We start from the raw sequence: 19,025 nt of genomic DNA on the forward strand, positions 1-19,025 counted from the left end.
TCCGGTATTTTCCTCCAGTGGTTCAAGTCTAAGCAGCTTCGCTCACACCATATTTTGTATTTGTATCAATTACAAGTCTATGTTGTTTGTAAGAAAATCTCCTTGTGACATCGTATAATCAAATCAATACTTGTAGAAACTATATTCAAGTCACGTCTGGAGACTTATCATTATTTATATATTTTTAATTACCTAAATATTTAATATAAATTTGGCAAGGATTCCATTCATCCCATAAGGTTGGAAAGACTTCTAACTCCTTATAACCTACCGAAGTATAAAAACTATTTGTTATATCATATTCTTTATAGTGCCCAGATTGAACTGTTTTTACTTGGGAATAGGTATATCCCAAATCCTTAGCTAATTTTTCGTACTCTTCATTTAATTGTGTTGCTGCACCTTGTCGATGAAATTTCTTTTTTATTCCCATTACAAATATATCCGCACAGTCTGGACTTGTAGTATTTAAAACTATAAATCCTACAATCTCATCTTGATAAAAAGATGCCAAGAAAGGTTTGTCTTGTGAATCAGTGATATATTCTTCTGTGCTTTCTGGCATACCAAACCATTCTGGAAGATCATAAAGAACTTCCTTAGAAATCTTTTCCTTTACTTCTTTATCTTTTATTTCTTTAACAGTAAACTCCATTTTTTCTCTCCAATTCTATATTTGGCAAAAAAATTACAAAGCTAGCTTTCATCGTTACTATCTATCATTGCCATAATACCCGATTGTAAGGTCAGATTCGTGTTTTATTAGCAATTTGATAAAGATTCGCAATGACCTGTTCCAAGGTCTGATTAGCTAATTCATCTTCTAAATGTTTTTCTACATTCGTAAAAATAGGAATCATCGCTTTTTCAATATGTTTCCCAACAGGGCATTTTTTGTTGGCATTTTGATGAATTTGAAAAAGACTGATATGATTCACTTCCTGTGTGGCAAAATAAATCTCAAGTAATGAAATCTCATTGGGCGATTTACTCAACTGATACCCAGTACGTCCTTGCTGAGACGAAATAATACCAGCATTCTTAAGCAATGCAATGACCTTTCGGATATAGCTGGCATTCGTACCTACGCTCTCTGCCAATACTTGCGAACTCAAGACGTCTTTACTCTCGCTAATCATCGCTAAGATGTGTAGTGCCACTGAAAATTTTGTATCCATACGTTCTCCTTTTGTTGTTGTATCAGTTACAAGAACAAGTTTAACACATTCAATAATCAATCACAAGTCTTTTACTGCCAATTTGAAAAATTATAGCGAAATTCGTTTCCCGTTTTCAACAAATGTTAAAGTCTTTTCAATTTGATAAGCATGAACGGCTGATGCATAAGTAACAATCTTCGTATTGAGTATCGGTGCAATATTTTGGTAAAAATTCTCTCTCACTTCTTCATTAGCAAAACCAATAATGACTGATGCGTGAAGTTGTTGCGATTTCGGATTATCGTGTGCCACATTCGGAGTATTCCAAGTCGCTTTATGCCATGGCATATACACTTGTGTTCTGACTTCTGTCACTCCAGCCACTTCGGTAATTTCTGCTGCCAAACTGTCATTAATAAACTTTTTAAAATCGCTACTACCTACACCGTCTTTTCTACGCACATACAAAACATCTCTTAATTGCGTTTCATTATTTTCAGCCATTGAAAACCAACGTGAAGAAAACGGAAATCCCATGTGCATCAATGTTCTACGAAAAACATTTACTTCATCTTTGAATGCTAAAGCAGTTTGTTTTCGTCCAGCGATTGGTGCTAAAAGATTTTCAAACGTTACTTCTGCAATGCCGTCAATTCGACGGTCAACCGGAATGTTTGTTTCCAATTCTGATACACTTGGCCAAAAACTATGTTCTGTTTCACTTAGATGTTGTTGGCGATATTCTAAAAGACCAGGTGAAGATGCAATAATTTGTGAATGTGGGCCACTCCAGTAGTTCATTCCCTCTTGACGTGCTTTATCCTGTCTCATCCAAAGTAAAATTGATACTGAAAATTTCTTGTTATATTTTTTTGTCATAAATTTCTCCTTTAATTAAGTTGTACCTGTATCTGATACAAGGATATCAAAGCATCTTTCCTTTTGCAAGTATTTTTTTCAAAAAAATAGAGCTTACCCCCAATATAGCTGAAATCACTTATTTAATAGCATTTATCAATTATATTGGTTGCAAGTCTTAACTTAATTATTGCCTACTTTACATTAGGATTTTGCTGAACTAACTTTTGATAACCTTCAATACCTAACACTTCACGAGATTCTGCATGAGCAGCACCCTTAACGATTAAGACCTTATCATCACTTCCATTAGCTTGGGATAATTTTTCACTATTATCCGGTGTAATAAATACATCATCTGCACCATGAATAAACGTGACTGGAATCGAATGATTGTGTCCAACTGCGTCAATCGCACTCGTTAATTTCATGTCAACACCGTAAATATATTTCGTCACCAAATTGACACCTGACATTAGAAAACGCACATGATTCGCATCATAACCAGCGTCAATCAAATCATACAGATTAGTAAAACCACAATCCGCCACAATAAAACGAATATTAGGATTATAGTTCAAGGCATTAAGCGAAATGGAACTGCCCATTGACTCACCTTGCAATCCTAAATAAATATCCGAACCATAACGTTGATAAGTATCATCAATCAATTTCATCAAGTCCTGTGACTCTATCTGCCCTAATGTGACAGTAACCGGAGTATTCTTCCCATGCCCACGAACATCATAAATAATACAATTGTATCCTAAGGCTCGATAAACAGGCACATATTTAACTGCACCATTACGATTGGAACGAAAACCATGCGTAATAATAACATATTTATTGCTAGCTGGATTTTCTGCCTTAACCAATGCTGCGTGCAATTGATAATCGTCTACACCTTGCACACTGTATTCTTCCACATCATATTGGTCAAAATCATTCCACATACCATGCTCTTTTTCCCACTGTTCTTCTTGCTCCAATGTCATTGGAATTGGTTTAACAATACTTCTCGCAAGATAGACCGACACACCACTATAAGCTAGCACCAACAAGAATAATAAGACTAGGAATAATAGTTTTAACCACTTCATTAATTTGTTCCTTTATTTTTCATATAATCATAAAGAAGACTAAGTGTTGCTAAAAGTGGCATACTGCCTTGTTTGAAGAAAATACTAATGTCGCTTGTAAAACCACCATAAAGTGCGACAACTAAAATATAAACTAATGTCACTAGCAATAACTCAAACTTGTTTTTACTAATAATAAGGGTATAAATCAATATTACAGCAATCATTAAATTATAAACACCTTGATTTTGGAACAATAGTGAAACCGTATCAGTTTTTAATACTTCCACTGGAATCGCAAATACTTGTGATGTCTTTTCAGAAACGGTAATAATCGTTTCTAAATAAAAGATATACAGAAACTCCAATGCTACTAACCCACTCAATACTTTTGTTCTAATTCCTACATTCATTCTACATAAAACTCCTTTTTAATTTTGGTTCAGCTCGGCTTGGCTTGAACCATGTTAATCATAATATCACTGTTAAAACTTATATTAGTGCTTGCAAATAACAAGTATCCTTTTACAAATTTTAATCGTGCACGATTATTTTAATTGGGATACAATCTTTTGTCAATTAAAAAACTTTGTGCTATGCTAGAATCAATCGCAAACGATTGGAGAACTGACATGAACGATTTACTATCGCATCAACTCTGCTATTCTTTTTATACGGTAGAGCGACTGTTTCGGCAATTTTATAAGAAAAATTTACAGAAATACGATTTAACTTACACTCAATATCTCGTCCTTGTCATTTTGTGGGAAGAAAAAATGTTATCTTTAAAAGAAATTGGCCAACGACTTGAATTATCCAGTAACACTTTAACTCCATTGCTCAAACGTTTAGAAGATAAGAATTACTTGCTCCGAATAAGACCTGATGAAGACAAACGTCAACTATATGTGCAACTAACAGAAGACGGCATGGCACTCCAACAAGACATTAAAGCACACTTAGCTGAATGCTTTTGGCAAATTGACGGTCTAACCCGTGAAAATGCTGATAACTTGATTCATGAAAATAATCAACTGATTCAAGCAATCAAAAATAGTTTGTAGATGCGTCTTGTGTGAGCAAGGACATCATCATTGAGGCTACAAAAATAAGGAGCTAGGTCAGAAATGCTATTGATTAGAATTTCTGACCTTTTTACCTAGCCCCTTATATTTTAATAACTGCCACTATTACTCATCTTTTTTGAATACCATTTTCACTTCAGCACCATTTCCGTCATCATCATAATTATTCAGCAGCAATTGCCCTTTATTAGCGTCTAATATTTTAGTAACGATTGAAAGTCCTAATCCATGCACATGATTATCGTCCACTTTCTTTGATACAAATTTACCTTTTACATCATAAAGAATTTCATTATTAAATCCAGCACCTTGGTCTCTAACAATAATAGTATAATCATTGATATTATCGTAAAAACCAATAAATATAGTGGAATCTACCGAAGAATTTTCAATCGCATTATTAACTAAATTTTGTATCGCTACGGAAACTGCATTTTTGTCTAATTTTATAGCACTTACATCATATCCAAGAATAGATAAGTTAAAACCTTTAAGTTTACAAATACTCGTGGCAATTCTTATCCAATGGTCTAAAACTTCTTTTGATACTACTTCCTTGGGTTCTTCCATTAAAACTGAAAATGTATTGAGTTTTTTTAGGAAAGACTCCAATCTCTCCACTCCATTTAAAACATCTTCTGCTCTTTCTAAAACATTTTCTTGATTTTCTTTTAATAATTCGATATTTCCCTTGATAAGTGTGATTGGAGTTCTTACATCATGTGTAATCGATTCTATCATCTCTTTTTGTGTCATCTGCATACTCCACTGCTTTTCTAACGATGCCTTTAAATTGCTTGCCATACTATCTATCGAATCAAGTACCCCTGAAATTTCTGTATATTCAGAATATTCCCTTTCAAATTCTAATTCCAATTTTTCAATACTCTCATTAGCCTTAGATATTTTGCTAATTTCACACCTTAACACTGTTGTCAAATGACTAATGAAATAAACAAAACCAACTAACCACATACTAAATATGCTGACAAAAAATACTAATTCAAAATTCCCAATGACTTTATATACACTTGAATTAGCCAGCATAGCACCAATTTTATACTTTATTATTAACGCTCGATTTCTATTTTTGAATGCCTTAAATACATCTGACCCTATCATTTGATCCGTTGAAGATTGTCCTTTTTGTAATGCCTCATTTATTTTTTGAGTATACTTTTCATCAATTGTACTTTCTAAAATTTTCCCATTTTCTCTTAGTTGATAGTCATAATAAAAGGGAATGTTGTCAGTTTGCCAATCAGATTTTAGAAACGCTTCTTTCACAGTATCAGAATTCATTTCAGCGTAATTTGCAGGATATACTAATCCTGTATTGATTAAGACCTTTAAAAGCGTATAAGAAAATAAAATCATAAATATTGTAAAAAGCAATTCTAATATCGCAAATTTACTAATTAAATAGGTTAAATTTTTTTTACTTCCCATTGATAGCCTACTCCCCAAATCGTTTTGATTGGATCCACATTGAATCCACCAAATTTTTCTCTAATTTTTTTAATTCTCTCGGTGATAGAAGTCGAACTATTTCCCTCTGCATCATAACCATAAATTGTTGTGTAGATTTTTTCTTTAGTAAAAACTTGATTTCTATTTTTTAAAAGCAATTCGCAGATTTCATACTCACTTTTAGTAAGCATTATTTCAGTATTCTCAAAGTAAATTTTTTTTGCTAATAAATCACAGGATACTGGATAATCAATGATTCTACTGTGCTTTTCTCTATTCTCTCTTCGAATATGTGCTGCTACTCTAGCTCTAATTTCCGATATAGAAAATGGCTTAGTAACATAATCATCTGCACCTAAAGCAAAACCCTCTATCTTATCTTTTTCAAAATCCTTTGCAGTCAATAATATAATGGGGGCGTCAATCAATTCTCTATACCGTGATAAAAACTCAAAGCCATCCATATCATCCATCATCACATCAAGAATAATCAAATCATATTTTGTAAGCTGTTCAGGAACAATATTTTTAGCTAAAGCACAAAGTTCAACATTGTAATCTTTCTTAAAAGTCAACTCTAAAAGTTTCAATAAATCTTTATCATCATCTATAATTAATAAATTCATCCTACTCCTCCATTCGATTCATACCATCCCATTTATTATACCAACTTGAAAACACTCCTATAAAAAAGGCAGTAATGATGACAGATACGATTAAAAATATCAAAACAAAATAATCGCTGATGTCCCGCTTTGTATAAGCAAAAACAAGTTTTATTGGCCACACAAAGGGAAACAAATACCAAATGATTTTCCCTAAATCGGTTGTACCTAACAATATTCCTGAAAGTGTAAGAAAAGTTCCAACAAGTATGCTGCCAGAAAAACCAAATTTTAAACTCAAGCATTGATACATTGGAATCATTGGAAATAGCATAACTAGCCCAATCATAAAATAAATAATCATACGGATATATTCCATGTTAACTCTACTAAATACCAACAATCCCATTATAAAGACAGCTATCAATTCAATTATAAATAGTAAGATAGAGATATAAAAGAATTTCGATAAAAATATTTTTGTTCTGCTTAACCCACATCGTAAATCCTTCGCATAATTGCCAGCACTCTTATCAATCTCATATACTGTGGGGATAAAAAAACTAATTGAAAAATTCGCTAAAATGGTGTAGATACAAAAAAAGACGTCGAATTCTTTTCCAACTAATCCGTTTGTGCTTATCGCATAAATACCATAAACAAGTGAAAATATAAGTGGACATAAAATTATCATTAGTCTTACTGGTGTTCTTTTACTTCGCAACCAATAGGATAATATTATATTATACATTTCTTTCACCCCTTTTACTTTTAATTAATAAATTTAATATTAATATCAATACATAAACAACTATACTCAAACAAAGTCCTAAGTAGGTCATCTTCATATTCATCAATTCAGAACTCTTATCAAGAAACGTTCCATTTGGATGTACTCCTACAACTGGGCTAAGCATTCGTAAGCTATATGACCATGGAAAGAGAATCCAATTATTTGTTATAGCTATCACTGGTGATGGGAATGACAATATAAAATTTAATAATATCAGTACGGCTTTCTTTTTTACTAGCCCATAAATCAAAAATGATACAGCGATTATCGGTAAACTTCCGATAAATAGACAACCAGTAGCCAAAACTAATTGAGCTAATACTATGTTTTCACCTGAAAACAATGTAACAAATATAAAGATTAAAAATGATGATACAACTAGAATAGTAAATAGCTCCATTAAAATGACAATATTTTTAGCCAATTCTATTTTTGCAAAACTTACATTCATACTTTTTTGAAAAACAATATGCTCTATCTTTTCTTTACTACTGATATTCAAAACTAATAAACTTAAAATAATTGGTAATATTAAAAGCGGATACCAATTAAAAGAAGTTGCCATTATATAACTTTTCCCTTTTGGGCTTTCTCCCATTAAGCTAACCATGGCTATATTTAATAATACAAAAATTATTGGAACAATCATTCCCAATTTTAAATTTGTCCCTCTTTTTTCTTTCATTAATTCTGTTTTAATAAAATTCATCATTTTATTTCGCATCCTTTTTTATCATTTCTAAAAATAGTTTTTCTAAATCTATCTCTTTTGAGTTATTTCCCTCATAGATTAGATGCCCATTATTAATAATCCCGATTTTATCAGCTACCTGCTGAATCTCACTTAAAATATGACTTGAGATAATGACGGTAATTCCTTTTTCTGAAAAATCTTTTATTAACTCTCTTAATTCTTGAATTCCCATAGGGTCTAATCCATTTGTCGGTTCATCCAGTATTAATAATTTTGGACTATTTATCAATGTCATTGCAATGCCAAGTCTTTGTTTCATTCCCAATGAAAAATTTTTCGCTAGTTTTTTACCAGTATTTTCTAAACCAACGATTTTTAACACATCATCAATTCTTCTTTTATCAATATTTAGTAATGTAGTTAAAACTTCTAGATTTTCATTTGCAGTTAAATTAGGATAAATAGCTGGTTGTTCGATAATAGCTCCCACATTTTTTAAATCTTCTGCGCACATACTTTTTCCTTCAAATAAAATATCCCCTGATGTACAATGCATGACTTTGGTGATTAATTTTAATAATGTCGATTTACCAGCACCATTCGGTCCTAATAGTCCGTATATTTTTCCTTTTTCAACTTTAATCGATACGTTTTCTAATATCATTTGCTCTTTTACTTTTTTTGTTAAATTTCTTGTTTCAAGCATCATATCCATTTGATATTCCTCCATTTCTTCTGTTATCAATTCTAATAAATAAAAATAACTAAATTATAATTTTGGCACAGAAAAAATAAAAAAGTTCACTCCCCCATTTTTACAGGGTGTGAACTTCCTTTTTAAATTTCCTATATGTATTTTCATAGCTAATTTTTACGAACTCTCATTTTCTTTAGTATTCTATATGAAATAAAACAGCAACTGATATTTACGATTATACTAATCATCAATTCCATAACTGATGTTTCATATAGTCCTGATAAAACAAATACAGATGATATTGGATATATGGCTCTTACAACTTCCTTCGATGCTAAGAAAATCCCTATAAAAGAATATATTTCAGCGATAATCAGAGCTATCCAATAACTCCTTTTTACAAGTCCAACAAATGCAATAATTGGAGATATTGCCATAAAAACACCAATTCCAGTTAATACATATACAACAAAATAATGAATTACTTCACTCATATTTACCGCATTTAAATGTAATACCGCTTCTATTATTAAAGATACTATAAACAATATTAGATAAATAAAAATGCTACCCAAAAGAGTAATTATCATTTTGGCAGTAATCATCCTACTCTCATCTACCGGTATTAGTTTTAATGATTTAAGTACATCTTCTTGTTCCTCACGACAAATAATATATCCTCCAAACAACGCTATCAAACTTGGCAACACAAAATATGTTGTTAAAGAATGCACCTGTAAAATATACCAACCAAATGTATCTATATACTTTTTTCCACCAAATGAAAATTGTCCTTGAAGAAATACAACTCCCAAAGTCATCATGAGTACAAATACAAGCAAAAATATCAATTTTGATCTGTGAAGTTTTTTATATTCAACTAATAAAAGTATCTTCATTTACCATTCTCTCCTTTTTAATAATAATTTTATAACTATTGTAAATACAACTACCCATCCTCCTATACAAAGAAGAGAATAAACTATATTGATATCTTGGTTTAATACTATTCCCGGAATATCTCTCACAACAATTGCTGTAGTGCTCGATAATGGATGTGCATACATATTAACGGTCAAAATTAGAAATCCCGAAAAAGCATAAATAATCGTCAAACAAATAGGTAAAATATATTTTTTGGTCAAAAATGCGATAGATAAAATGGGAAACATAGAAACTGATAAAAGTCCACTAATCTCAAAACACTTTCTAATAAGATAAATACACAATAAATAATCTATCTCTATGTGATGAATCAATTTCCCCCAAAAAAGCGTAACTAAAATTGACAAACTCATAAATACTAAGGTAAAAATAAGCATCATTATAAATTTGCTAATCAAAAGTTTCATCTTTTGTATCGGAACAATCCACAACGTCTTAAAAGTATCATTCTCATACTCTACTGACACAATCATTGTGGAAAATATCCCTAATATAATTGGTAAAATCAGCCATAAATTATAACTAAAAATCGTCCATTTGAAATATTTCATTGCATTGTCTGAAAGGTCTATATTCCCAAAATATATAGTGGCAAGCATTGGCATTAAGAGTGTCGCCAAAAACATCATCGAAACAATCTTTTTCCTTTTCAATTTAAGAAACTCTACTTTAACTAAATTAAGCAATGCCCTCTCCTCCAGTTATTTTCTTGAAGTAATCTTCCAAAGAATCATTGCATGTTTGTGATGAAATCACTGATATTTCATTCATAACCAACGACTTGTTAATTTTTGCCATATCTAATCCATAACTATATATCTTCACATGATTATTATCTTCAACAGAATAGTTGGTTATTCCAAACTCTTTTTCCAACACAATAGTCGCCTTTGATACATCAGATACTTCCAACATAATATACTTTCTATTTTTTTTATTTAATTCTTCCATGCTACTTTCTTCTAATAGAATCCCTTTATCTATAATGCCTACCGTATCAGCGAGAAGTGTTATTTCAGATAAAATATGACTAGAAATTAAAATTGTCTTTCCTTTTTTTACACTTAAATCTTTTATAAAATTTCTAACTTCTGCTATTCCAATGGGATCTAAGCCATTTGTCGGCTCATCTAAAATTAAAATCTCTGGATCATGTAAAATTGCATTAGCAATCGCAAGTCTTTGCTTCATTCCTAAAGAGTAATTCCCAAATAACTTCTTGTCTTTATATGGTAAGCCAACTACTTCTAAAGCATTTTTTACCGCATTAGGGAAAGCCGTTCCTCTAAGCAGTGCAAATATTTCCAAATTCTCCGTCCCTGTCAGATTAGGATAAAATCCTGGAGTTTCAATAATTGCACCAATTCTTGGATAAATCTTTTTCTCGTTACCTTTTATATTTTGATTAAAAACACTTACTTCACCATTCGAAATATCCGTAAGCCCCAATATCATCTTCATAATAGTTGTTTTACCTGCTCCATTTCGTCCTAACAACCCGTATATAGTACCTTTTTCAATATGTAAATTTACTGAATTTACAGCCTTTTGTTCTCCATACACTTTTGTTAAATTCTTTGTTTCAATAATATAGTTTTTCATTTTATTTTTTTCTCCTTTAATAATTTTGTCTTTTCATAGATTTTACAGAGAACACAAAAAATAGTGTGCCAATTGTTAAAATAGATACCAAGCAACTAAACTGCGATACATTTAACGAATATCCACCGATACTGTTTTCTACCATTTCTTTAGCAGCCGATGATACATTTTGATAAACCCCTAATAAACTTGCAAGCGGATGTATAGGAACTAATATCGAAACTCCAAATAACCCAATTCCTAAATAAAGCAAGCACATAGAAATAGGCAAAACATAACTCTTAGAAAAAGTAGCAATGTAAATCACCGGAAGCATTGCAATTGGAATTAATAACGCTGCAACCCCATATAATAGTGCTGCCTCTTTTAATGTAATTAAATTAAAATCGATAAAGCCTCCACTTATTACTGCACCCAATACAGATGATATATATGTTAATATCATTAAAAAGATAGTTAATAACTCAAGCAGAACAAATTTCACTAAAAATACTTCAAATCTACTAACCGAAGTTATTAGTACATTCTTTAAAGTATCATTCTTTTTTTCATCGAAAAATAACATAGTGGAAATTATCCCAATTACGATTGGCAAGAATACAAAGGTTATATTTTTAAATGCTAAACAATATAAATCTCCAAAACTATCCATGATAGGACTTTTTCTTGATATTGAAAATGCTCTTTCGATTGCAAATAAATTTAAGATGATAGTTAATATAATAATACCTGTCAAAATTCTACTTCTCTTCCATTTTTTAATTTCAGCTTTTATTAAATGCATATCGCACCTCCTTACAATACATATTATAAATTATTAACCTTGCCATAATCTTGCGACACTCTTGTTTTTATCTTACTACAATAAAAAAAGCCCCAAAAGGCTTTCTAAATCAGCAACTTATATTGCAAACTCTACAATAAAAACAGTTTTTATATTAGGCACACTACTTACGCTTATGTTAGCATTATTCACTCGCAACAATTCTTTAGCAATTGATAATCCAAGTCCTGACCCTTTGGTTAATCTTGAACTATCTGCTTGATACATTCTATCAAATATATATGGTAAGTCCTTTTCACTTATACCATTTCCATTATCTGAAATCGTCAAAGTAACTTTTGTATCCGATTTTTCTAATTTCAAATGTACTCTATCACAATTACTGTGAACAATAATATTGTTAATAATATTGTTTAAACTTCTAAAATAAGCATTTTCATCTATCCTTATATTACATTCCCGTTCTGGAATTTCAATTTCATAACTTATATGTTTTTCTTCAAAAATAGGAATCCAATCACTTACCACATGTCTTGTTAATTCATTTAAGTCTTTAACCGCAAAAGAAAACTTCCATTCTCCCGAATCTAATTTTACCCAATCAAAGAGTTTTTCTACAAAATCTTTTAAGTAATGTGCTTTACTTAAGGAAACTTTTATATAGTCGTCTTTTTCATCTCCTGTAACAAGTCCTTCTTGCACTGCTTCCAAATATCCAACCATAGATGCTAAAGGAGTTTTTACATCATGAGATAAACTTGTCATAAGTGATTTATATGCCTGCTCTGATTGTTTTTGCTCTATTAGTTTATTTTGACTTTGTAGAGTTATCTCATTTATATCATGACAGAGCTTTTCTGTAATATCATTTTTATTAATTAAAATTCTACGATTATAATCGCCATTTTTAATATCAATAAGTACCTCTTGAATCCTATCTATTTCCTTTTTTATATGCATAATCTTTCTTACTAAAGATAAAATCACAAATAAAAATATCACGATGATAATGTTTTTTATATCCATACATTACTCCCCCTTACTAAAACGATACCCTACGCCTCTCACTGTCAAAATATAAGTTGGTTCTTCAGGGTTAGGTTCTATTTTTTTGCGAAGTTTACTGATAAAGGACATGATATTGCTATCATCAAAAAGGTAATCTTCTTCCCATACATTTGTATATATTTGTTTTTTTGTAAAAATTCTTCCCTTATTAGATGCTAGAAAATATAACAAGTCAAATTCTTTACTTGTTAATTCGATATTATGATTTCCTATTTTTACAGTTCTATTCTCTTTATCTATTCTCATATCTTCTATTATGATTTCTTTAAACTGGTCTGTGCTTTTCTGATTAAAGTCTGTGAATCTTCTAACCATAGCTTCAACTCTTGCTTTAAGTTCGTTGATATTAAACGGCTTCGTTAGATAATCATCTGCACCTTGTTTAAGTCCATAAATTTTTGAATCATCATCAGACTTCGCAGTCAACATTAAAACCGGAACAGTGTATTCTTCCCTTATCATCTCCAAAACTTGAAACCCATCAAAATCAGGGAGCATAATATCTAGTAAAATCAGACACAAATTATTTGCATTTCGTATTTTCTTATACCCGTCTAATCCATTATTCGCAATATCAACAGAATATCCCTCAGTACTTAAACACTTTTTAATTAAATTACATAATGCAATATCATCATCAATAATTATTATCTCTCTCATATCTCATAACTCCATACTTCTTATTCAATATAATTATTATCAAAGGAAAATACATCAATTTGCGTACAATCTCTCTAAAGACTTACATTTTTTCTAAGTTCTCAAGATAATTATATCCTACATTTTGTGTTATATTCAATTTTTATTTGATTTTGTATTTAGGCTAACTCAATAAAAAGAAGAATACCCTCATAAAAGAGTATTCTTCCTAAAAAGCCACAATGGACATTTTTATAAAATAGGTAAATCTATGGAATTTATATAAGATAACCTTAATTTTTACTTCAAATCATCCCAATTAAAATCGGGAATTTGAAATGATTCGATTGTTTCATTCGATTGGACTGACGATTGTTGTTGACGGTTTACTTTCGCTTGATTGTACTGTTCAATATCTCGTTTCGCCTCTTCAACGGTACGAATATTTTTCTTTTTCCAACCTAGTAAAATACGGTCAATATATTTCAAACTAATTGCTTGGTTCAAAACAGCTTGTTTTAATGCCAAAATAATCAAATCGTCTTCAAACGCATCGCCTGTTTTCCAATCAGCAATTTGCATTAATTCAATTTGTGTTAACGGACGACCAAATTCGCCCTCAAATGTCGGTACTAATTCTAATTTTTGTTCCAATGATACTATCGGTGCAGTTGGCTCATTCATCTTCGGTTGCATCGTTTGCTCCAACCATTCATAAAATGGCTCAAGTGACAAGACATCATATTTTTTCCCTTGTGCGTCCGTCTCCATATCAAAACGAATATACTCTGCCATTAATAGTTCTGAGAAATGCTCATACACTTCTTTTTCTTGCCAACCTAATTGAACAGCCACCTTTTTTAATGGTGCTTCATGCTGCAATTCTCGCTGGTGGTCAATTAAATAAATCAACAAAATAAAGGCATTCGGCGAAATATTTAAGTCTTTATAGGCATGAATCATTTTTCGTGGTAAGACGGTGACACCCTCTGAAAATATTTGATACATTAAGGACATTTTGACAGCTCCACTTCTATTATCTTGTACTTTAAAAGAAGTGAGCATAAAAATCTAATAACTAGATTGCTATGCCCAACTTCAAAAACTTATTATGGATAAATACGGTTTAATAAACGTGGGAATGGTGATGTTTCACGAATATGCTCAATACCACTAATCCAAGCAACTGCACGTTCCAATCCAATTCCGAAACCAGAATGTGGAACTGAACCATATTTACGTAAATCTAAATACCACGCATACGCATCTAAATCTAATCCGAATGCTTTGATATTTTCTTCTAATGTTGCATAATCCACTTCACGCTCTGAACCACCGATAATTTCACCATAACCCTCTGGTGCAATCATATCGGCACATAATACAGTACGTGGATCTTCTGGGTTAATTTTCATATAGAATGGCTTGATTGATTTTGGATAATTCACAATAAAGATTGGTTGCTCATATTGGCTCGCAATAAATGTTTCGTGTGGTGAACCAAAATCATCGCCCCATGTAATATCATCAAATCCATTGTCATTCAATAATTGAATCGCATCTGTATAAGAAATACGTGGATAAGGTGTGACCGTATATTTGCGTAATAACTCTACATCACGACCCAATGTTTTTAATGCTAATTCGCAATTATCAATTACTGATTGAACTAAGTAAGCAACATATTTCTCTTGAACTTGTAAACTTTCTTCATGCTCAACAAATGCCATTTCTGGTTCCATCATCCAAAATTCAATTAAGTGACGACGAGTTTTAGATTTTTCAGCACGGAAAGTTGGACCGAATGAGAATACTTTACCAAATGCCATGGCTGCAGCTTCCATGTATAATTGACCACTTTGTGATAAAAACGCATCTTCATCAAAATACTTCGTATGGAATAATTCAGTTGTTCCCTCAGGTGCACTACCAGTTAAGATAGGTGGATCGACTTTAATAAAGCCTTCTTTAGCCATAAATTCATACGTTGCACGAATTAACTCATTACGAATTGTTAAAATCGCATGTTGTTTAGATGAACGTAACCATAAATGACGGTGATCCATTAAGAAGTCCGTTCCATGCTCTTTTGGTGTAATTGGATATTCATGACTTTCGCCAATTAAGTGAATTTCTTTTACTAATAATTCATAACCTAAAGCAGAACGTGTATCTTCTTGCATCACACCGACTACTTGAATACTTGATTCTTGTCCTAATGATTTCGCTAATTCAAATGTTTCTTCTGAAACATCTGCTTTTACTACAATCCCTTGAAAATATGCGACTCCGTCACGTAATTGTAAGAATGCAATCTTCCCACTACTTCTCTTGTTCGTAACCCACGCATTCATTTTAACTTCTTTGCCGACAAATTCTTTTGCCTGACGCATTGTAATTACTTCCATAAATCCTCCTAGAATCTTTTATTATAAATTTTCAATCGTTTGTATCCAACTACCGTCTTTTGCATTAATCGTATAATAGGTTAGCGTTCCATTTTCATTTTTAATAGTTGCCTCCCATACGGGTTGGTCATTAAATAAAGATAAACGCATTTGTAAAATGCGAAACGGTTTAACATCATTCAACGTGATTGCTTTCGCATCTTCTTCACTGATAATATCATTCGGTGTAAAATATTGGGTTTCGCCACCGTCTTGTGCAATTAATGCATAATGTTGCTGCTTATCCTTATCTGTAAAATCTAAACCAAAATAAGTTTTATCGAGCGTACTCCAATAAAATTTATTCACTTTTTTCACTTCATAATCATATGAAACTAATTGAATTGCCTCATCTTCTGCACGATAAATTCGGTCTTGTGTTCGAATAAATAATGCTAGAAAACTGATGAGTAATATCAAAAATAGAATGGTTAGAAAAGATATTAATTTTTTACTCAATTCACATTCTCCTAAATTTCTTTACTTATCGTTATGGAACACCAGCATTATGGACTTCACTAACCCCGACCATTCGCTAAACGGATTCCATACTGTTTCTACTTTCTCTAACATGATAAGCATACCATTTTTTTAGTTATCTGTCAGTCTATAATTTCAAAATTTAGCCATTGTTCAAAAAAAAGACGGCAGTCATTCGAATAATACTTAGTATATAGACGTTCATCAAACAAATAAAAGTCTTTTACTTGAACACGTTGATTAATGCACTGAATAAGTGAAGTAAAATCATCTTTCATCTTATCTAACAAATAATAATTGAATAATTCCATATCCGACCACTGATAATAATGAGCGACACGTTGTGCCTCAATATAGTTGGAATGCGTAAACGGTAAGGTCTGTATTAAAACATCCGTTTCTTCGCCACTAATCATACTAAACTCATTGGTAAAAGAAGTTTGACTCACGATTAAAATGGTTTTATCTTCTTCTTGGAAATTTTTACTCACTCGCTTTAATTTACCATGAATACCCTCAGCATTCACTTTATAGTGTTCTCGAATCGCCTTATTCGTCAATAATTGATAAGTACGCTCGACTGCTTGCTTATTCGGCGTCAAAATGAGCAGACGATTATGCAAGACGTCAAGCTGTTCTGCAATAAATTCTCCCATTTGCAAAATGGCTTTTTCTTGAGAAATCGACACAACTCCAGGCTGAATTTCAATCTGCTCTGGTAAATAGCCCAATGGAACATACATCGTTTGCTTTGGCACATAGAGTGACGGCAATTGAATTGTCGTCATTTGATTCAATTGTGGTACTTCATACCATTGTTGTGACACATGCCCCTGTTGAAACATCATCATACCTTTTAATGTCGGTAATACTTGTAAGTATCTCGAATTTAATTGTATCGGACGCTTTTCGATTTTTATTTGATAAAAATGCTCATTAAAGTGCATTGCTGATAAAATAATTTCTCCGTCTTGAGATGCTTTATAAAAAATCGTTTCTAAACGCTCGTAAAAATCGCTAAAGGGGAACACATTAATTTTTTTATCGCCCCATTTGGAAACAATTTTATAGAGTGGCTGCAACATACTACCAATGGTCGACTTCAAATTCTCTACTTCACTAGCAGATAGCACCAATTGCTCTTCGATTTGTTGTTTGCTCTCTTGTGGAAAATGCTGATTTAATTGCTCTAATAGTTGTTGCATTAGTTGACTAAATTGCTTTTGTAAGTTTATCACTGTTTTTAAAAACGGACTTATATCTATGCCTTTTGTCACATATTGCCGATAATCAATATACGATTGCAGTGTCGTGAAATATTCACTAATCGGCACTGTTATCGTATCCATATAACTCAATTGTTGCAGCAACTTCGTCTGATTATCAATCAACAAATGATAGTGACGTTTAGTATTCTGCTGCGTAATCGACAATACCATCAACCACGTCAGTATTGATGCTAATTGATAATATGGCACAACAATCACTTTAGCACTCTTTAATCGTTTCCAATATTTTTGATAAAAATAGGTATCGTCTTTAGGTATCGTCTTTAATTTTTCAAACAAAGCTGTCGGCTGATTTTCATTATTCAATTCCTTAAATAATCCAGTTTTCGTTGTATGCGACCAAATGGATATTGCCATTAACTGCCCAACTTCTGTCTGCGACAAAGTATATTCATCGACATTTTCCTGCATTGCCAATAAAACATTTCGATTAAGAAATGCCGAAGATGTCTGCCATTCAATAAAGTGGTCCGGCATGCTTGGTAATGGATTGGAACAAACTAAGATAGTTGGTTGCTGTAACTGTTGTGCTACTTCCACCAATAATGATTCTTCAATCGGCATCGCTGCATTGGTCACCTTAATCAACCGTTGCCCCTCATTCAATTGTAAATACTGTTCCAATAACCACGAACCCAGTGCCTTGTGTTGCGATTGCAATGAAGTGGGTTGATTCAACATGATTAGTTCGTGATAACTAGAGCCTACAATTTGAAAGTTTTGATATTCATTAAAAAAGAGCGATTCATCTTTTCGCAATTTCGTACTTAATTTAGCTAAAAATGCTTGCGTCTGATTCGGCAATAATTGATAGTGACGGCTCATTTGATCTAAAATATAAGCCGTTGTCCGAGCGTCATGTAACGCATCATGAGCATTATCAAACGGAATCTCCAATAAAGACGCCAAATCTGATACCGTATAACCTGTTGCCGTTGGAAAAATAATCTTAGCCAATGTCAACGTGTCAATCAATGCCTTAGGCTGCCACTCAATCTGACATAATTCAAAAGATTGCTGCAAAAATGTATAATCAAATGCCAAATTATGAGCCACAAAAATACAATCTCGCAAACGATTTTCCCATAAAGATGCCACTTTTTCAAAGGTTGGTGCAATGTCTACTTGCTCTTGAGTAATCCCCGTTAAATGAGAAATATGAGTCGGAATGACCATTTCAGGATTAATTATCATTGAATGTTCAGCTACGATTGAGCCATTTTCAATAATAATGGCTGCTAATTGAATCATACGGTCGCCCTCTGCAAAATTGGTACCTGTCGCCTCAATATCAACAATCGCAATTCTCTCTGCCTGCATTGTCACCCTC

21 protein-coding genes are annotated in these 19,025 nt (G+C 32.1%); 1 reads left to right on the forward strand and 20 read right to left on the reverse strand.

The features are described 5' to 3' along the window. Window positions 1-184: 184 nt before the first annotated feature. The 5 genes from JDW14_05615 to JDW14_05635 all read right to left on the reverse strand — a co-directional run bounded on the left by JDW14_05615 (window position 185) and on the right by JDW14_05635 (window position 3,510). Entirely contained in the window at window positions 185-655 is a 471-nt protein-coding gene (locus tag JDW14_05615; protein QQD64814.1) for a GNAT family N-acetyltransferase, read from the reverse strand. 91 nt (window positions 656-746) lie between these two features. Further along, window positions 747-1,178, reverse strand: coding sequence for an Rrf2 family transcriptional regulator (locus JDW14_05620; protein QQD64815.1), 432 nt, complete (start codon window positions 1,176-1,178; stop codon window positions 747-749). Between the two features lie 90 nt (window positions 1,179-1,268). Beyond that, window positions 1,269-2,039 carry a hypothetical protein gene (locus JDW14_05625; GenBank protein QQD64816.1) on the reverse strand — a complete coding sequence of 257 codons (771 nt, stop codon included), beginning with the start codon at window positions 2,037-2,039 and terminating at the stop codon, window positions 1,269-1,271. A gap of 173 nt (window positions 2,040-2,212) precedes the next feature. Next, window positions 2,213-3,118 (reverse strand): alpha/beta hydrolase, encoded by a 906-nt coding sequence (locus tag JDW14_05630; protein ID QQD64817.1) that lies wholly within the window; start codon window positions 3,116-3,118, stop codon window positions 2,213-2,215. Beyond that, window positions 3,118-3,510: a DUF1304 family protein gene (locus tag JDW14_05635; protein ID QQD64818.1), complete on the reverse strand. Its 393-nt coding sequence runs from the start codon at window positions 3,508-3,510 to the stop codon at window positions 3,118-3,120. Before JDW14_05635 ends, JDW14_05630 begins: the two co-directional genes overlap by 1 nt. 219 nt (window positions 3,511-3,729) lie before the next feature. Between JDW14_05635 and JDW14_05640 the strand changes: the two genes are divergently transcribed. Beyond that, window positions 3,730-4,161 (forward strand): MarR family transcriptional regulator, encoded by a 432-nt coding sequence (locus tag JDW14_05640; protein QQD64819.1) that lies wholly within the window; start codon window positions 3,730-3,732, stop codon window positions 4,159-4,161. A 126-nt stretch (window positions 4,162-4,287) separates the two neighbouring features. Here JDW14_05640 and JDW14_05645 read toward each other — a convergent pair whose 3' ends face one another. The 15 genes from JDW14_05645 to JDW14_05715 all read right to left on the reverse strand — a co-directional run bounded on the left by JDW14_05645 (window position 4,288) and on the right by JDW14_05715 (window position 19,015). Then, a complete protein-coding gene (locus tag JDW14_05645) occupies window positions 4,288-5,631 on the reverse strand; it encodes a HAMP domain-containing histidine kinase (protein QQD64820.1) in 1,344 nt (447 codons plus the stop codon). Further along, window positions 5,610-6,278, reverse strand: a complete 669-nt coding sequence (locus JDW14_05650) for a response regulator transcription factor (protein QQD64821.1) — start codon at window positions 6,276-6,278, stop codon at window positions 5,610-5,612. The genes JDW14_05645 and JDW14_05650 overlap by 22 nt, the downstream gene beginning before the upstream one ends. Before the next feature lies 1 nt (window position 6,279). Then, window positions 6,280-7,008 (reverse strand): hypothetical protein, encoded by a 729-nt coding sequence (locus JDW14_05655; protein ID QQD64822.1) that lies wholly within the window; start codon window positions 7,006-7,008, stop codon window positions 6,280-6,282. After that, a complete protein-coding gene (locus JDW14_05660) occupies window positions 7,001-7,762 on the reverse strand; it encodes an ABC transporter permease (GenBank protein ID QQD64823.1) in 762 nt (253 codons plus the stop codon). The genes JDW14_05655 and JDW14_05660 overlap by 8 nt, the downstream gene beginning before the upstream one ends. A 1-nt stretch (window position 7,763) precedes the next feature. Then, the gene (locus tag JDW14_05665) at window positions 7,764-8,459 is read right to left on the reverse strand and encodes a lantibiotic protection ABC transporter ATP-binding subunit (GenBank protein QQD64824.1); all 696 of its coding nucleotides are present in this window, start codon (window positions 8,457-8,459) and stop codon (window positions 7,764-7,766) included. Window positions 8,460-8,608: 149 nt separating this feature from the next. Further along, window positions 8,609-9,340 carry an ABC transporter permease gene (locus JDW14_05670; GenBank protein ID QQD64825.1) on the reverse strand — a complete coding sequence of 244 codons (732 nt, stop codon included), beginning with the start codon at window positions 9,338-9,340 and terminating at the stop codon, window positions 8,609-8,611. Next, a complete protein-coding gene (locus JDW14_05675) occupies window positions 9,341-10,072 on the reverse strand; it encodes an ABC transporter permease (protein ID QQD64826.1) in 732 nt (243 codons plus the stop codon). Beyond that, window positions 10,065-10,988, reverse strand: coding sequence for an ATP-binding cassette domain-containing protein (locus tag JDW14_05680; GenBank protein QQD64827.1), 924 nt, complete (start codon window positions 10,986-10,988; stop codon window positions 10,065-10,067). Before JDW14_05680 ends, JDW14_05675 begins: the two co-directional genes overlap by 8 nt. A gap of 16 nt (window positions 10,989-11,004) precedes the next feature. Beyond that, the gene (locus JDW14_05685; protein ID QQD64828.1) at window positions 11,005-11,772 is read right to left on the reverse strand and encodes an ABC transporter permease; all 768 of its coding nucleotides are present in this window, start codon (window positions 11,770-11,772) and stop codon (window positions 11,005-11,007) included. A 117-nt stretch (window positions 11,773-11,889) separates the two neighbouring features. After that, window positions 11,890-12,798, reverse strand: coding sequence for a HAMP domain-containing histidine kinase (locus JDW14_05690; protein QQD64829.1), 909 nt, complete (start codon window positions 12,796-12,798; stop codon window positions 11,890-11,892). Between the two features lie 3 nt (window positions 12,799-12,801). Continuing rightward, window positions 12,802-13,500, reverse strand: coding sequence for a response regulator transcription factor (locus JDW14_05695; GenBank protein ID QQD64830.1), 699 nt, complete (start codon window positions 13,498-13,500; stop codon window positions 12,802-12,804). Window positions 13,501-13,779: 279 nt separating this feature from the next. Continuing rightward, on the reverse strand, window positions 13,780-14,496 hold the full coding sequence (locus tag JDW14_05700; protein QQD64831.1) for a DnaD domain protein: 717 nt from the start codon (window positions 14,494-14,496) through the stop codon (window positions 13,780-13,782). Between the two features lie 92 nt (window positions 14,497-14,588). After that, a complete protein-coding gene (gene asnS / locus JDW14_05705) occupies window positions 14,589-15,887 on the reverse strand; it encodes an asparagine--tRNA ligase (protein ID QQD64832.1) in 1,299 nt (432 codons plus the stop codon). 21 nt (window positions 15,888-15,908) lie between these two features. Continuing rightward, window positions 15,909-16,385: a hypothetical protein gene (locus tag JDW14_05710; protein ID QQD64833.1), complete on the reverse strand. Its 477-nt coding sequence runs from the start codon at window positions 16,383-16,385 to the stop codon at window positions 15,909-15,911. Window positions 16,386-16,528: 143 nt separating this feature from the next. Then, a complete protein-coding gene (locus JDW14_05715; protein QQD64834.1) occupies window positions 16,529-19,015 on the reverse strand; it encodes a hypothetical protein in 2,487 nt (828 codons plus the stop codon). Window positions 19,016-19,025 lie beyond the last annotated feature (10 nt).

The organism is Aerococcaceae bacterium zg-252 (assembly GCA_016237705.1).
Taxonomy (GTDB): domain Bacteria; phylum Bacillota; class Bacilli; order Lactobacillales; family Aerococcaceae; genus Globicatella; species Globicatella yangjingiae.

What these genes read in the sequence shown, in the direction of transcription:
- JDW14_05700 (QQD64831.1), bottom strand. Translation starts at nt 14,496, where the DNA reads ATGTCCTTAATGTATCAAATATTTTCAGAGGGTGTCACCGTCTTACCA.
- JDW14_05650 (QQD64821.1), bottom strand. Translation starts at nt 6,278, where the DNA reads ATGAATTTATTAATTATAGATGATGATAAAGATTTATTGAAACTTTTA.
- JDW14_05615 (QQD64814.1), bottom strand. Translation starts at nt 655, where the DNA reads ATGGAGTTTACTGTTAAAGAAATAAAAGATAAAGAAGTAAAGGAAAAG.
- JDW14_05625 (QQD64816.1), bottom strand. Translation starts at nt 2,039, where the DNA reads ATGACAAAAAAATATAACAAGAAATTTTCAGTATCAATTTTACTTTGG.
- JDW14_05660 (QQD64823.1), bottom strand. Translation starts at nt 7,762, where the DNA reads ATGATGAATTTTATTAAAACAGAATTAATGAAAGAAAAAAGAGGGACA.
- JDW14_05645 (QQD64820.1), bottom strand. Translation starts at nt 5,631, where the DNA reads ATGGGAAGTAAAAAAAATTTAACCTATTTAATTAGTAAATTTGCGATA.
- JDW14_05655 (QQD64822.1), bottom strand. Translation starts at nt 7,008, where the DNA reads ATGTATAATATAATATTATCCTATTGGTTGCGAAGTAAAAGAACACCA.
- JDW14_05665 (QQD64824.1), bottom strand. Translation starts at nt 8,459, where the DNA reads ATGGATATGATGCTTGAAACAAGAAATTTAACAAAAAAAGTAAAAGAG.
- JDW14_05680 (QQD64827.1), bottom strand. Translation starts at nt 10,988, where the DNA reads ATGAAAAACTATATTATTGAAACAAAGAATTTAACAAAAGTGTATGGA.
- JDW14_05635 (QQD64818.1), bottom strand. Translation starts at nt 3,510, where the DNA reads ATGAATGTAGGAATTAGAACAAAAGTATTGAGTGGGTTAGTAGCATTG.
- JDW14_05715 (QQD64834.1), bottom strand. Translation starts at nt 19,015, where the DNA reads ATGCAGGCAGAGAGAATTGCGATTGTTGATATTGAGGCGACAGGTACC.
- JDW14_05690 (QQD64829.1), bottom strand. Translation starts at nt 12,798, where the DNA reads ATGGATATAAAAAACATTATCATCGTGATATTTTTATTTGTGATTTTA.
- JDW14_05685 (QQD64828.1), bottom strand. Translation starts at nt 11,772, where the DNA reads ATGCATTTAATAAAAGCTGAAATTAAAAAATGGAAGAGAAGTAGAATT.
- JDW14_05630 (QQD64817.1), bottom strand. Translation starts at nt 3,118, where the DNA reads ATGAAGTGGTTAAAACTATTATTCCTAGTCTTATTATTCTTGTTGGTG.
- JDW14_05670 (QQD64825.1), bottom strand. Translation starts at nt 9,340, where the DNA reads ATGAAGATACTTTTATTAGTTGAATATAAAAAACTTCACAGATCAAAA.
- JDW14_05620 (QQD64815.1), bottom strand. Translation starts at nt 1,178, where the DNA reads ATGGATACAAAATTTTCAGTGGCACTACACATCTTAGCGATGATTAGC.
- asnS (QQD64832.1), bottom strand. Translation starts at nt 15,887, where the DNA reads ATGGAAGTAATTACAATGCGTCAGGCAAAAGAATTTGTCGGCAAAGAA.
- JDW14_05695 (QQD64830.1), bottom strand. Translation starts at nt 13,500, where the DNA reads ATGAGAGAGATAATAATTATTGATGATGATATTGCATTATGTAATTTA.
- JDW14_05640 (QQD64819.1), top strand. Translation starts at nt 3,730, where the DNA reads ATGAACGATTTACTATCGCATCAACTCTGCTATTCTTTTTATACGGTA.